The sequence below is a fragment of the Actinomyces oris genome (assembly GCF_001937665.1).
Taxonomy (GTDB): domain Bacteria; phylum Actinomycetota; class Actinomycetes; order Actinomycetales; family Actinomycetaceae; genus Actinomyces; species Actinomyces stomatis.
Genome location: NZ_MSKL01000017.1, coordinates 17,119 through 30,389 on the forward strand (window position 1 = coordinate 17,119; position 13,271 = coordinate 30,389).

The 13,271-nt window shown below is 70.1% G+C and carries 12 protein-coding genes; 9 read left to right on the plus strand and 3 right to left on the minus strand.

Annotated elements, in window-relative coordinates:
- Positions 1 to 8: 8 nt before the first annotated feature.
- The 8 genes from BKH28_RS07005 to BKH28_RS07040 all read left to right on the plus strand — a co-directional run bounded on the left by BKH28_RS07005 (position 9) and on the right by BKH28_RS07040 (position 7,603).
- Positions 9 to 1,214, plus strand: a complete 1,206-nt coding sequence (locus BKH28_RS07005; protein WP_075418125.1) for a zinc-dependent metalloprotease — start codon at positions 9 to 11, stop codon at positions 1,212 to 1,214.
- Positions 1,215 to 1,327: 113 nt separating this feature from the next.
- Complete coding sequence (hpt, locus tag BKH28_RS07010; protein ID WP_003789094.1) at positions 1,328 to 1,882, plus strand: hypoxanthine phosphoribosyltransferase; 555 nt, start codon at positions 1,328 to 1,330, stop codon at positions 1,880 to 1,882.
- 215 nt (positions 1,883 to 2,097) lie between these two features.
- Positions 2,098 to 3,426: a hypothetical protein gene (locus tag BKH28_RS07015; RefSeq protein WP_075418126.1), complete on the plus strand. Its 1,329-nt coding sequence runs from the start codon at positions 2,098 to 2,100 to the stop codon at positions 3,424 to 3,426.
- A 236-nt stretch (positions 3,427 to 3,662) separates the two neighbouring features.
- Positions 3,663 to 5,729 (plus strand): ATP-dependent zinc metalloprotease FtsH, encoded by a 2,067-nt coding sequence (gene ftsH, locus BKH28_RS07020; protein ID WP_075418127.1) that lies wholly within the window; start codon positions 3,663 to 3,665, stop codon positions 5,727 to 5,729.
- A gap of 51 nt (positions 5,730 to 5,780) precedes the next feature.
- Positions 5,781 to 6,353 (plus strand): GTP cyclohydrolase I FolE, encoded by a 573-nt coding sequence (gene folE / locus BKH28_RS07025; RefSeq protein ID WP_075418169.1) that lies wholly within the window; start codon positions 5,781 to 5,783, stop codon positions 6,351 to 6,353.
- A gap of 49 nt (positions 6,354 to 6,402) precedes the next feature.
- Positions 6,403 to 6,813 carry a YvaD family protein gene (locus BKH28_RS07030; RefSeq protein ID WP_075418128.1) on the plus strand — a complete coding sequence of 137 codons (411 nt, stop codon included), beginning with the start codon at positions 6,403 to 6,405 and terminating at the stop codon, positions 6,811 to 6,813.
- A gap of 101 nt (positions 6,814 to 6,914) precedes the next feature.
- Positions 6,915 to 7,283: a DMT family transporter gene (locus BKH28_RS07035; RefSeq protein ID WP_075418129.1), complete on the plus strand. Its 369-nt coding sequence runs from the start codon at positions 6,915 to 6,917 to the stop codon at positions 7,281 to 7,283.
- Complete coding sequence (locus tag BKH28_RS07040; protein ID WP_075418130.1) at positions 7,280 to 7,603, plus strand: DMT family transporter; 324 nt, start codon at positions 7,280 to 7,282, stop codon at positions 7,601 to 7,603. The genes BKH28_RS07035 and BKH28_RS07040 overlap by 4 nt, the downstream gene beginning before the upstream one ends.
- A 360-nt stretch (positions 7,604 to 7,963) precedes the next feature.
- Here BKH28_RS07040 and BKH28_RS07045 read toward each other — a convergent pair whose 3' ends face one another.
- Positions 7,964 to 9,169 carry a sensor histidine kinase gene (locus BKH28_RS07045; protein WP_256695524.1) on the minus strand — a complete coding sequence of 402 codons (1,206 nt, stop codon included), beginning with the start codon at positions 9,167 to 9,169 and terminating at the stop codon, positions 7,964 to 7,966.
- 68 nt (positions 9,170 to 9,237) lie between these two features.
- On the opposite strand from BKH28_RS07045, the gene BKH28_RS07050 reads away from it, so the two are divergent.
- The gene (locus BKH28_RS07050; RefSeq protein ID WP_075418132.1) at positions 9,238 to 9,912 is read left to right on the plus strand and encodes a response regulator; all 675 of its coding nucleotides are present in this window, start codon (positions 9,238 to 9,240) and stop codon (positions 9,910 to 9,912) included.
- 44 nt (positions 9,913 to 9,956) lie between these two features.
- On the opposite strand, the gene BKH28_RS07055 is transcribed toward BKH28_RS07050, so the two are convergent.
- Together BKH28_RS07055 and BKH28_RS07060 are read right to left on the minus strand one after the other, a co-directional pair.
- Positions 9,957 to 12,443 carry an FtsX-like permease family protein gene (locus BKH28_RS07055; protein WP_075418133.1) on the minus strand — a complete coding sequence of 829 codons (2,487 nt, stop codon included), beginning with the start codon at positions 12,441 to 12,443 and terminating at the stop codon, positions 9,957 to 9,959.
- Positions 12,443 to 13,216, minus strand: a complete 774-nt coding sequence (locus tag BKH28_RS07060; protein ID WP_081380077.1) for an ABC transporter ATP-binding protein — start codon at positions 13,214 to 13,216, stop codon at positions 12,443 to 12,445. The genes BKH28_RS07055 and BKH28_RS07060 overlap by 1 nt, the downstream gene beginning before the upstream one ends.
- Positions 13,217 to 13,271: the final 55 nt, after the last annotated feature.

The window sequence follows — 13,271 nt, forward strand, 5'->3', positions numbered from 1 at the left end:
GCGTAACGGTGACGACCCAGGGCACAGCAGCGGGACTCGTCGACTGGCGGACGGTGGAGCGCCTGACCGCGCTCATCCCGGCGGGCCCCAGCGCCTCGCGCTCAGCTCGCGCCAGCTCGGTGGCGGTCCTGCGCCGCTCCGCCCAGGAGGCGCCGGCCTGGGTCGCCAGGATCACCGGCCTGAACCGGGCGGCCCAGCAGGTCGCCGAGACCACCCGCGTGAGCGTCGTCGACCGGGCCGGCCTCGTGCGGGCCTCCACCCGGGCGCTGCGCGGCCTCATGGAGCAGGTGCCCGCCCCGAAGGCCTCGGAGGCGATCCAGCTCGTCGGGGCCGCCGAGGTCGCCGGAGCGATGAGCCTGCTCGCCACCCGCCTCCTGGGGCAGGTGGTGCCCGCGGCCCCGAGCAGCCCCCACGGCCATGGGACCGGCTCCGCCCGCCCCATCGGCGAGGGTGGCGACGCCGCGACGCCCGCCTCCGCACCGGCCGGTGACGTGACAATGGGCGGAGACGGGGAGGCGACGGCGCCGCACCTCCTGCTCGTGGCCCCCAACGTGCTGGCCATGCGCCGCCAGATGGACCTCGACATGCTCGACCTGCCCGCCTGGGTCTGCCTGCATGAGATGACGCACGCCGTCCAGCTGGCCGCCGCGCCCTGGCTCGGCCCCTACCTGTCCGACTCCATGCGCATGGTGATCGGCGCCGTCGTCGAGACCGCATACGGCAGTGCCGGCGGAGCTGGCGGAGCGAGCCCACAGGGGCGCGGGAGGCGGCCGCGGCGGGGCCGGGCGGTGCGCCTTGCGGCGCGCGCCGGTCGAGGACGGGTGCTCGAGGGGCTGATGAACGTCACGGATCGCTCCGAGGTCGCCTCCCTGGCGGCCGCGCTGACCTTCCTGGAGGGGCACGCCGAGGTCGTCCTGGATGACGTGCATCCCAACCGGATGCCCTCGGTCCACCGGCTTCGGGCCGTGCTCTCGCGCAGCCGAGCGGCTGACGGCGGCATCGGCCCCGGGCCCGGCCTGGGGTCGCTCCTGCTGCACCGGCTCATGGGGCTGGAGGCCAAGGAGGCCCAGTACGCCGACGGCGCCGCCTTCGTGCGCAGCGTCGTGACCCGCATCGGGCACGAGGGGCTCAATGCCGTGTGGGCCTCCCCCGAGCTGCTGCCCACTCCGGCTGAGCTCGCCCGCCCCGACGTGTGGGTGCGCCGCGTCAGCTGAAGTGCCAGGTCCGGGCCCGTTGTGGCAGGCTTATGGCGTCGACGCGGACCGGTGGCCTCCCCGGCCCCGGTGGCCCCGCGCAGCCATGACGACACATGAGGAAGGTAGGGCGTATGGACGCCACGGACATGGGATCGGACCTTCAGCAGGTTCTCATCACCGAGGAGCAGATCGGGCAGCGCCTCGATGAGATGGCCGCGCAGATCGACGCGGACTACGCCGGCCGCGACCCGCTGCTCGTGGGTGTGCTCAAGGGTGCCGTCTACGTCATGGCGGACCTGTCGCGCAGGCTGCACATGAGCGCGCCGATGGACTGGATGGCGGTGTCCTCCTACGGCTCGGGCACCAAGTCCTCCGGCGTGGTGCGCATCCTGAAAGACCTGGACACCGACGTCACCGACCGTCACATCCTCATCGTCGAGGACGTCATCGACTCCGGGCTGACCCTGTCCTGGCTGGTGGGCAACCTGTCCTCCCGCGGTGCGGCCTCGGTGGAGATCGCCACGCTGCTGCGCAAGCCCGACGCCGCCAAGGTCGAGGTGGACGTCAAGTACGTCGGCTTCGATATTCCTACGGAGTTCGTCGTCGGCTACGGGCTGGACTATGCCGAGCGATACCGCAACCTGCCGTTCATCGGTACGCTGCGACCTGAGGTTTACGGCGGCTGACTGATCCAGGTCAACCTTGACAAAGCCTGAGGGGACGACGGAAAAATAAAGGAATGTGGCGCTTGAGCGTCGTCGTCGGGTGGCGATCAGGAGGCCCATGAACTGCGACTTGCCCCCTTTTCAAGGTGGTCGGAGTCGCGTACGTTACGTTAAGATAACAAGTATAGATCGCCGGTGGACGCCTCCTTCCGGCGGGTGACGTGGAAGGACTGTTGGTGACAGTGAAGAAGGCTGTGCGTCGACGTGCCCCGAGGCTGGTTGGCCTCGTCGGCGCGGTGGTGCTGTCGTCCTCGCTGAGCATCCCCATGATGGCCCCGGTGGCCGCCGAGCCGGCCGCCGACGACACGTTTAATACGGTGGCCGAGATGGCGCAGGTCAGCGGCGCTTCCGGCACCCTGACCACCCTCGGTGACGAGGCGCCCGGTGACGGTGGCGGCCTGACCTACAACGTGGAGAGCACCAGTCCCGATGGCGCGCTGGGCGCCGTGTCCGTCATGCTGGCCGATGGCCAGTGGGCCGTGCCGCAGGGCTTGTCGGCCGCCCCGACCGTCGCCTCGGACGGCGCCGCCGCCAACGACGTGGTGGCCCGGACCCAGTCCTTCGTCAACGCCGGGGGTTCCCTGGTGTCGGACGCGTCGCGCCCCACCCCCTTGTCGGGCGCGAACGTGCACGCCAGCGGCTCCGCCCCTTACGCGATCACGTCCTCGGCCCTGGTGGGCATGGTGCTCTCCGGCTGGGACTACTCGCACACCACGTATGCGGCGGACCAGAACACCCAGGTCGGCTACCGGGCCGACGTCGGGCAGGACCTCTCCGGGAGCTGGAAGCCGGACGACCTGGCCGGCTGGTTCAACTCTCAGGGGCGTCTGTGGCTGAACACGGATGGCTCCATCAGCCCCGGGGACATTGTCTTCTTCTCCAAACCCTTGCCCGAGGGGCAGGGCGATTCCGGCTCGGCTCCCTCCCAGTCCACGGTGTTCGCCAACGTTTACGACGTCGGCATCTACATCGGCAACAACCAAGTCGTGCGGGCCTCGACCGGCACGGCCCAGGCGCAGACCCTGGATGCGCAGACGATGGCCGATGTGGCTCTGGTGGCGCGCCCGCAGTGGTCCGCTCCCGAGGCCGGCGCGGCCGCGCCGACGGATCAGCAGCGTGCCGGTGCCGGTGCCGGTGGCGGTGCCGGGAGCACTGCGACGCCGGCCCCGGAGGCCTCGGCCTCGGCGTCGGCCCCGCCTCAGCAGAGGGCTCAGCAGGGGCCGGCCGCTGGCGCCCCGTCCTCCAACGGAGGCTCGGTGCCGGACGGCTCGAGCGCCGGTTCGCAGTCCTCGGGCGGAGCCGGCAGCGGTGACCACAACGAGGTCGTCGTGGGCGCAGGCGGCAGTCATGGCACGAAGGGTGTCACGAGTGCTGCTGAGCGGCCCGCCGCTCGGAGCGTCCGGGAGCGGTGGCTGCCGGTGACCGGTGTGGCGATCGGCGTGCTGTCCGTCGCGGCGATCCTGCTGTCCGGCGGCCTCATCGCCCTGCGCCTGCGCCGAGCCTGAAGCGAGGTGTGGGGCTGAGCGGGCTTGAGACCTGCAGGGCTGCCGCGCACGTACCATGGGGGCCGCGGTCCTCCGGGCTTCAGGTGCGTCCCCGGGGCCAGGAAGCCTTCCATCGGCCCGCTTCCCCGGATCTTCCCGGCCACGCCCGGCGCGAACGTGAGCAAGCGCAATGGGACCTTTGCCGTGCTATCGGCTAACGTCTGAGGGTCAAGTATGTTGAAGGGACCTACCGCACGATGAAAGATTCTGGGCGTGAGCCCGGCCGCAAGGACTCGGACAAGCCGGGCAAGGCCGGCAAGAACGACCGCGGCAAGCGTGACCGCAAGCTCCGCGACACCCTGGGCAACCCATTCCTGTGGCTGGTGCCCTTCCTTCTGGTCGTCATCCTCGGCTGGGCCGTCTTCTCCTCGATGTTCGGCTACCGCACCATCGACACCTCCGACGGTCTGACGCTCCTGCGGGACAAGCCGGACACGATCAAGTCGATCACCGTCGTCGACGGCACTCAGCGCGTCGAGCTGGACCTCAACACCACCTATGTCCAGCCCAAGAAGAAGGGGCTCGAGTCCCGCCCGGTGGGCAAGAAGGTCGAGTTCTCCTACACCGACGCCCAGGCCGAGCAGGTCGACCGCCTCGTGCAGGCCGCCGCCCCCAAGGAGGGCTTCAACTCCGTGGTGCCCACCACCAGCTGGTGGTCCTCCCTCATTCAGTTGCTCGTCCCCGCCATCCTGCTTGGTGGCTTCATGTGGTGGCTGCTGAGTCGCATGGGCGGCGGGCGCGGCGGCGCCATGGGCTTCGGTCGCTCCAAGGCGAAAGTCGGCTCCAAGGAGATGCCCGACGTCACCTTCGCCGACGTCGCCGGCGAGGACGAGGCCGTCGAGGAGCTCGAGGAGATCCGCGAGTTCCTCTCCGAGCCGGAGAAGTTCCGCGCCGTCGGCGCCAAGATCCCCAAGGGCGTCCTCCTCTACGGCCCGCCCGGAACCGGTAAGACCCTCCTGGCCAAGGCCGTCGCCGGTGAGGCCGGCGTGCCCTTCTTCTCCATGGCGGCCTCCGAGTTCGTCGAGATGTTCGTCGGTGTGGGCGCCTCGCGTGTGCGCGACCTGTTCGACCAGGCCAAGGAGAACGCCCCCGCCATCATCTTCGTCGACGAGATCGACGCCGTCGGCCGCCACCGCGGCTCCGGCACCGGCGGCGGGCACGACGAGCGCGAACAGACCCTCAACCAGCTCCTCGTCGAGATGGACGGCTTCGACGCCAACACCAACGTCATCCTCATCGCCGCCACCAACCGCCCCGACGTCCTGGACCCGGCCCTCCTGCGCCCGGGCCGCTTCGACCGGCAGGTCAGCGTCGAGGCCCCCGACATGGCCGGTCGCGCCGCCATCCTCAAGGTCCACGCCAAGGGCAAGCCCTTGACCGACGACGTCGACCTCGACCTCGTGGCCAAGCGGACCCCCGGCTTCACCGGCGCGGACCTGGCCAACGTCCTCAACGAGGCCGCCCTGCTCACCGCCCGCTCCAACGCCCACCTCATCGACAACCGGGCCCTGGACGAGGCCATCGACCGCGTCATCGCCGGCCCGCAGAAGCGCACCCGCGTCATGCGCGACCACGAGAAGCGCGTCACCGCCTACCACGAGGCCGGCCACGCCCTGTGCGCGGCCGCCGGCGCCTACTCGGACCCGGTCACCAAGGTGACGATCCTGCCGCGCGGGCGCGCCCTGGGCTACACGCAGGTCATGCCCCAGGACGACAAGTACTCCACCACCCGCAACGAGCTGCTCGACCAGCTCGTCTACGCCATGGGCGGGCGGGCCGCCGAGGAGATCATCTTCCGCGATCCCACCACCGGTGCCTCCAACGACATCGAGAAGGCCACCGCCACGGCTCGCAAGATGGTCACCGACTACGGCATGACCAGCGCGGTTGGCGCCGTCAAGCTCGGCACCACCGAGAGCGAGACGGTCCTGGGGCTCAACGCCACCAGCCGTGACTTCTCCGAGGAGGTCGCCGCCACCGTCGACGCCGAGGTCCGCTCCCTGCTGGACACCGCCCACCGGGAGGCCTGGGAGATCCTCACCCGCAACCGCGCCGTGCTCGACGAGCTGGCCGAGGAGCTCCTCACCCGTGAGACGCTCCTGGAGAAGGACCTGGAGAGGATCTTCGCGGCCGTCGTCAAGCAGCCCGAGCGGCCCCTGTGGCGCAGCGACGAGTCGCTGCCCGTCGTCGAGGCCGCCTCCGCCCCTGGCGGTGAGTCCGGCGACTCCCACGGCAGCGACGACTTCTGGGGCTACAACCAGTGAGCCGGCCCGGGCCCGGTGGGCCCGGCAGGCGCGGAGAAGCAGAGGCTGACCATGAGCTATGACGCCGAGGGCGTGCGGCGGGCGGTGCACGACCTGCTCGTCGCCATCGGGGAGGACCCCGAGCGCGACGGGCTGCGGGACACCCCCGAGCGCATGGCGCGCGCCTACGCGGAGATGTTCGCCGGCCTCGACCAGGACCCGGCCGAGCACGTCGAGCGGGTCTTCGACGTCGGGCACGAGGAGATGGTCCTCGTGCGTGACATTCCCATGTACTCGGTGTGCGAGCACCACCTCCTGCCCTTCCACGGGGCGGCGCACGTGGGCTACATCCCCAGCGAGGACGGGCGCGTCACCGGCCTGTCCAAGGTGGCGCGCCTCGTGGACGGCTACGCCCGGCGACCCCAGGTCCAGGAGCGGCTCACCCGGCAGATCGCCGACGCCCTCGTCGAGCGTCTGCAGTGCCGTGGCGTGCTCGTCGTCGTTGAGGCCGAGCACCTGTGCATGTCCATGCGGGGCGTGCGCAAGCCCGGCTCCAACACGGTCACCTCCGCCGTGCGCGGCATCATGCGCAACGCCGCCACCCGCTCCGAGGCCATGAGCCTGGTCCTGGGCCGGCGGTCCTGAACGGTCAGGAGGCCTCGACACCGGAGAGGACCGGTGAAATAGTGGGGCGATGAGTCCCACGTACAAGAGGCTGCTGGTGGCCGTCGATGCCGGGCTGCTGCTCTACTGGGCGGCTGTCTTCCTCAACCTCATTCCCGAGCACCTGCGTTTCAAGGACTACTCCAACCAGGTCATCCAGGCCTGGAACTGGTCCTTCTTCCCTCTCGACGTGGCAGCCGCACTGACCGTCTTCCTCGGCGCCCACCTGACGCGCGTGGGCAGCAGGATCGGGGACCTGGTGCTGACGGTCGGGCTCATGCTCACCTTCTGCGCCGGGTTCATGGCGATCTCCTTCTGGGCCTTCTACCGTGACTTCGACCCGCTGTGGTGGGGGCCCAACGCACTGCTCATGATCGTCCCGGCACTGGCTTTCGGCTCCATGGTCTGCCGGCGGCTCGAGACCGCGGAGAACCGGGCGTGACGGTCAGGGACGTGCTCTGCCCGTCGACGTGGGGGAGCGCGTGCCGCGCAGACGCACCCACAGGCCCGACCGTGCTCGGTGCCTTGAAGGAGCGCCTGGGGGTGACGGGCCGCGGCGTCTGCGCCTGGCCGGCGCTCGGAGGCGCCATCGTCTCCGAGGTGTCGGCGACCCTCGCCCTGCGCCAGGCCTTGAACCATCCGGGCTTCTACATCGTCGTCGGGATCGGGTACGCGCTGGCCTTCATCCTCCTGTCGCTGACGCTCAAAGCGGGCATGCCGCTCGGCGTCGCCTACGGGCTCTGGGGTGCCCTGGGAGTGGCGCTGACCGCGGTGCTGTCGCTGCTTGTTTTCGGTGAGCCGATGACGGTGCTTGTCGCCCTCGGCATCGCGCTCATCATGGCCGGGGTGCTCCTCGTCGAGGTCGGGGCGCAGCGCGCAGGCACGCAGCACGAGGACGGTGGGGCGTCATGAGCGGGGTCTACCTTGTGGCGGCCATAGCCTCCGAGACCACCGGCACACTCTCGCTCAAGCTCGCCTCCGACGGCAGAGGACTGCGATGGTACGGCCTCGTCATGGCCGGCTACCTGGGGGCCTTCGCCATGTTGACCCTGGCCCTCAAGGAGGGGCTGGCGCTCGGTGTCGCCTACGGGATCTGGTCGGCCGGGGGAGTGGCCGTGACGGCAATCGCCTCCAGGCTTCTCTTCGGTGAGCCGCTGACCCGTACCATGGTGGCCGGCATTGCGCTCATCATGGCCGGGGTGCTCCTCGTCGAGCTCGGCAGCGCGCACTGACAACGCCAACGGAGGCGATCGCGGGGCAGGATGTCCAAATCGGTGACAAAGGACCCCCAGCACTCCTTGGCCGTCCAAGCAAACCGCGGAATCATGCGGTTTTCTTTCGTCAGTATGTGTCCGTTCCGAGCCTTTGTCTCCGATTTGGACACGATCCCGCTCACTTCCTCCGCGGCTGGACTGGCCGACCTGCCCTCGTGAGGGACGCGGCGTGGGCAGAAGGCTCTCCTGGCCGGGGACATTCGACATCGACGGGTGCAGTCCGCGCGTCCGGGGACAGGATGTGCGTCCCCGGACGCGTGACGTGTCCCCACTGGGCACCACCCGCACCTGGCCGCGCGGAATGCCCCCGCCGGTGCCTCAGTCGGTAGGTACTGGGGACATGGGTTGGAGGGGGACGGAGAAGATGGTGGTCCAGCGGCCCTCGCCCTGACTCACGCTCAGGCTGCCGCCCAGGGCCTCCACGCGGCGCCGCGCCCCCTCCAGGCCCAGGCCCGAGGAGAAGGCACCCCAGGCCGGCACACCGCTCCCCAGCGCCCCTGCCCATACGTCGCCGGCCTGCCCCGGCAGACTGACATCGTTGCTCGCCATCGCCTCCAGGGATCGCCCGTCGGACTCGATGACCAGCCGCGCCCGCCCCTGCGGAGCGGTGTACTTGGACATGTTCGACACCAACTCGCCCAGCACCCGCAGCAACTGGAGGCGCACGCCCGGTGGGATCATCGGAATCCCGAGCAGCTCCAGGCCCTCGACCTCCAGGCGAGCCCCCCTCTGCCCCAGGATGGCTGCGGCGTCGGCGATGACCGCCTCCAGGGGGCGCGGCGCGGAGGTCGCCTCGATATCCAGCCGCTCGCCCCCACGGATGTCGCTCATGGCGCGCAGCGCGTGCCGCATCTGCTCCACCGCCGCGCGCACCGCCGTCGTCATCGCGTCCAGCTCGGGCGCCAGCGCCGTGTCCTCGGGGTGCGCGAGCCTGGCCTGCTCGGCTGTCATCACCGCGTGAGTCAGGTCGCGCACCACGGTGTCGTGCAGCTCGGTGACCACCAGGAGGCGCTGGCGCTCCATGCTCTCGCGGTAGGTGTGCAGGGAGCGCTCGGCCTGGTCTCGCGGGCTGCGGATGAGCTCGGCCAGAGTGATCGCCCCGCCCCCGGCGAGGAGCGAGACCTGCAACAGCGAGAACCAACTCGTGCTTGCTCCGCCCCACTGGACGTCGGCGATCACAATCACCAGCGAGAAGACCACCAGGCTGTAGGCGGGCATACGCGAGAAGCCTCGGGCCACGAGAATCGCTGTGCACAGCCAAGGGATGATGCCCGGAGAAAAGGGAACCTCGATCAGCATCACAATGCTGGCCCAGGTCACCGCAGCACCCAGCACAGCCCCGGGCCACGGGAATCGGCTGCACAGCGCCAGCGCCAGGCCCCCGGCGACCTCGAAGAGGACCGTCATGGAGGACAGCGGCCAGGTCATTGCGATCGAGAAGAGAGTGACCATCGCGGCCAGGAAGGCGTGCGCCAGGTGCAGCCGCCACGTCGGCCGCCACGTCGTGTACCGCGTGGGCTGCATCAGATTCGCCGCAACAGCGGGCACCGTCTCACCACCCTCCCCTGAGTCGATCCGGATAATATCCGTCCATGACGGTTCCCAACGTGACTGATGGCCCGGCTGCCCCCTCACAGGTCCTGCGCGTCGCCATCGTCGACGACGACCCCTTCGTCCTGCAGGCGCTGCGGACCTACCTCAGCTCCGACGAGCGCATCGAGGTGACCAGCACCTTCTCCCGCGCCGCCGACGCCCTGGCCTTCCTCCACAAGATCCGCGTGGACGTCCTGCTCACCGACGTGCGCATGCCCGAGATGGACGGCCTGGAGCTGCTCACCCGGGTGCGCCGCCAGTGGCCCCGCACGGCCGTCGTCGTGCTGACCTCCTTCGACGACGACGAGGCGATGGTGGCTGCGCTCGCACAGCACGCCAACGGCTTCCTGCTCAAGGACGCCTCGCCCGAGGAGATCATCCGCGCCGTCATCGCCGCCAGCGCAGGCGGGACCACGATCTCCCCGGCCGCCACCTCCCGGCTCGTCACCCGCCACCTGCGCTCCCCGCAGACGGCCCAGGCCCCCGACGTCACCGAGGCCGAGCAGGCGGTCCTCACCCTCCTGTGCGAGGGCTACTCCAATGCTGAGATCGCCGAGCAGCTCGTCGTCGCCGAGTCCACGGTCAAGACCCACGTCTCCCACCTCATGAAGAAGTACGACGTCCCGTCCCGCCTCAAGCTCGTCGTCGCCGTCCACAAGACCCAGGGGGCCTGAGACCCTCGTCCCGGTCACTGGAGCAACCCTCACCGCCGGTCTCCTCACTCCTCGGACAGGGCCCTGACCGGCGGCACCGAGGCGGCCCGGCCGGCCGGGCGCACCGAGGCCAGCAGGCCGACGGCCAGCGTCACGGCGAACAGGGCGAGCAGTCCGAGGGAGGGGACGTGCACCGTCATGCCCTCGGCGGACTTGGCCATCGCGAGCGTTTCGGAGACACCCAGCGCCGTCCCGACGAGGAGCCCCAGGCCCCCACCCACGGCCGCCACGAGGATCCCCTCGGTGGTGATGAGGCGGCGGATTTCCTGGTGTGAGCTGCCGGTGGCGCGCAGCACCCCGATCTCGCGTACCCGCTCCAGGACCGAGACATCCGTGATGTTGGCCAGCCCGGACAGGGCGATGACCAAAGCGGCACCCAGAACCAGGCAGACGATGAGGGCCACCTTCATGATCTGGGCCGACATCAGCTCGACACCGGCGGCGCTCCCGCTCACCATGAGCTCCTGGCCCCGGACCGCGGCATGGAGGGCGTGTTCGGTGGCCGGTGTCATGGTGCTGCCGGTGGAACGCACCCACATGGTGGTGTCGGTGGGGGCGTCCCCGTTGAGGCGCTGCGCCGTCGCCGGGGTGATGACACCGCCCCAGCCCTCGCGAACGCGGGCCGTCAGCTCAACGTTGCCGGCGGCGCCGGTCAGGGTCACCTTGGAACCATCCGGAATGTCGTAGAGCTCGCCCACAATGAGGGTGCCGTCATCAAGGTCCTCCAGGCCGCTCGTCGTGCGCACCATGGGGACGATGGCCTTGGTGTCGATGACGTCGACGACGATGTTCTTGGTCTGTCCGTCGACGGTCTGAGTCAGCTCGAGCGTCGGGACGTAGGTGACGTCCTTGACGCCGTCGACCGCCTTGATCTGCTGCGTCAGGTGCGTGGTATCGGTCTGCGGCGTGACCCCGAAGATCCTGGCGTCCACGGGGGAGCTGTGGCCGAGGATGCTCTCGAAGGAGGCGTTCAGGGAGGACAGGCCCACGAAGAGCCCCGAGCCCACCAGGACGCAGATGAAGAGCGTGGCGGCGGCTGTGGCGGAGCGTCCGGAGTTACGGGCCAGGTTGCGTGTGGCCAGGTGCAGCACGGGGAATCGAGTACTGCTGCTGACTCGGCCGATGAGGCCGATGATGGCGGTCACCAGAGCCGGCAGACCGAGGACCGCTCCGAGGACGACGACGGCGCTGCCGCCGGCGGTGACGTAGATGTCGGAGATCTGAATGCCGAGGGCGATCACGGCCGCGCCGGCGCCGGCGACGAGGACCCCGGCGACGGCCGCCCACACCCTGGCGCGGCCGGCCTGCTTGACGCTGGCCACCTGCCCGGTCAGGGCCACGAGCGGGGAGATGCGGGTGGCCTTGCGGGCCGGGCGCAGGACCGCGATGAGAGTGACCAGCGTGCCCAGGGCGATGGTCAGGGCCAGCGACGCCGGTGAGATGGTCAGCTGATCGGCCTTGAGGTCCGCGAAGCGCCCCGAGGAGATGACGGCCGCGGCGATCCCGGTTCCCGCGGCCGTGCCCAGGACGGACCCGAGCAGGCCGGTGATGAGCCCGGTGCGCAGGACGGCGAGCATCACCTGACGGCGGGTGGTGCCGATGCAGCGCATGAGCCCGATCGTGCGCGTCTGGCGCGCTACGAGGGTGCTGAAGGTGGTGGCGATGACGATGATGGCGACCATCGCGCACACCGGTGCCAGGACGTTGAGGATGCTGGCGATCATCGTGCCGCCCTGCTGGTTCTCGGAGCGCTGGGAGATGACGGTCTCCCTGTCCTGAATGAAGGCGTGGGGCTGGACGGCGTGGGCCGTCTGCTCCACCGCGGACGTCAAGGCGGCGGTGTCGGTTCCCGGCTTCGCGGTGACGTAGAGCTGGTGGTAGTTGGTGTTGGCGCCCATCGCCTGGAGCTGCGCGGTGGTGGCGTAGACCGCTCCAATTCCCTCCACCTCGGTGTCGGGACCGGGGGAGACGATGCCGACGACCGTGGGTGTGCTGTGCGGAGCGTCGGCATTGTCATCGGCGTCGTTCGTGGTGAGGCGGATCGTGTTGCCGACGCTGAGGCCCTGCTGCTCGGCCAGCATCGTGCTGATGGCGACCTCGCCGGAGGCGGTGGGCAGGCGGCCGCTGCTCAGGGTGGTGAACCGGCTGAGGGTCGGAACGTCCTGAGCGCTGACGGCGATGTGGGTGGCATTGCGCAGCTGCTTGGGCAGGTCGAGGGCGAGGACGTCCCAGTGGCGGCCCCGCACGGAGGCGACCCCGTCGAGGGCGGAGATCTTCTTGATGAGGGAGTCGTCCAGAGCGCCTTCCTTACTGTTGGCTCTACGACCTTCCTGCACGACGACGCTCGCGTCCCCCACGGACAGGCGTGCGCCGGTCTCCATCTGGGTGCGGAAGGAGTTGGAGACGATGAAGGAGAAGGCGATGAGGGCGGTGCTCATGGCCACGGCCACGAGGGCGGCGGCGGTGCGCCGAACGTCGAGCAGTGAGGGCATCAGCGGGCCTCCATCCGGGGCGCAGGGCCGGCAGCGGGGGAGGGGCCGGCGGCGTGACGCGCACTGGACTCGGCCACGCGGGTACCGGCTGGCCGGCGCACGGTCTCGACCCCGGTGATGCGCCCGTCGCGCAGGCGGATGATGCGGTTGGTGGTGGCCGCGGCCTGCTCGTCGTGGGTGACCATGACGACCGTCTGGCCCAGGCGCTCGCACATGTTCGCCAGCGTCGCCAGCAGGGAGGCGGCCGAGGCGGTGTCCAGGGCGCCGGTGGGCTCATCGGCGAAGACGACCTCGGGGCGGCCCACCAGGGCGCGGGCCACGGCCACGCGCTGCTGCTGGCCGCCGGAGAGCTCGTTGGGACGGTGGGACAGACGGTCGGTGATTCCCAGGGTGGAGATGACGGCGTCGTACCAGTCCTGCTGAGGCCTACGGTGGGCCAGGCGCTGGGGCAGGAGGATGTTCTCCTCGGCGGTCAGGGTGGGCAGCAGGTTGAAGGACTGGAAGATGAAGCCGAGGCGGTCGCGGCGCACGGTGGTGAGCTGCTTGTCCTTCATGCCGGACAGGTCCTGGCCGGCGATGAGAACACTCCCGGAGGTGGGGGTGTCCAGACCGGCCAGGCAGTGCAGGAGAGTGGACTTGCCCGAGCCGGAGGGGCCCATGATGGCCACGAACTCGCCGCGTCCCACCACCAGGCTCGCTGAGTCCAGGGCGACGACACGGGCCTCGCCCTCGCCGTAGACCTTGGTCAGACCGCGGGCCTCGACGACCCGCATCGGTGCGGTTGCAGCAGGAGTGGTAGGCGCCGTCGGCGCCCCCGGGGCGGCCGAC

Bases quoted from the DNA above. Each gene is read 5' to 3' on its own strand.
- ftsH (WP_075418127.1), top strand. From the start codon at position 3,663: ATGAAAGATTCTGGGCGTGAGCCCGGCCGCAAGGACTCGGACAAGCCG.
- hpt (WP_003789094.1), top strand. From the start codon at position 1,328: ATGGACGCCACGGACATGGGATCGGACCTTCAGCAGGTTCTCATCACC.
- BKH28_RS07045 (WP_256695524.1), bottom strand. From the start codon at position 9,169: ATGCAGCCCACGCGGTACACGACGTGGCGGCCGACGTGGCGGCTGCAC.
- BKH28_RS07050 (WP_075418132.1), top strand. From the start codon at position 9,238: ATGACGGTTCCCAACGTGACTGATGGCCCGGCTGCCCCCTCACAGGTC.
- folE (WP_075418169.1), top strand. From the start codon at position 5,781: ATGAGCTATGACGCCGAGGGCGTGCGGCGGGCGGTGCACGACCTGCTC.
- BKH28_RS07060 (WP_081380077.1), bottom strand. From the start codon at position 13,216: ATGCGGGTCGTCGAGGCCCGCGGTCTGACCAAGGTCTACGGCGAGGGC.
- BKH28_RS07030 (WP_075418128.1), top strand. From the start codon at position 6,403: ATGAGTCCCACGTACAAGAGGCTGCTGGTGGCCGTCGATGCCGGGCTG.
- BKH28_RS07040 (WP_075418130.1), top strand. From the start codon at position 7,280: ATGAGCGGGGTCTACCTTGTGGCGGCCATAGCCTCCGAGACCACCGGC.
- BKH28_RS07055 (WP_075418133.1), bottom strand. From the start codon at position 12,443: ATGCCCTCACTGCTCGACGTTCGGCGCACCGCCGCCGCCCTCGTGGCC.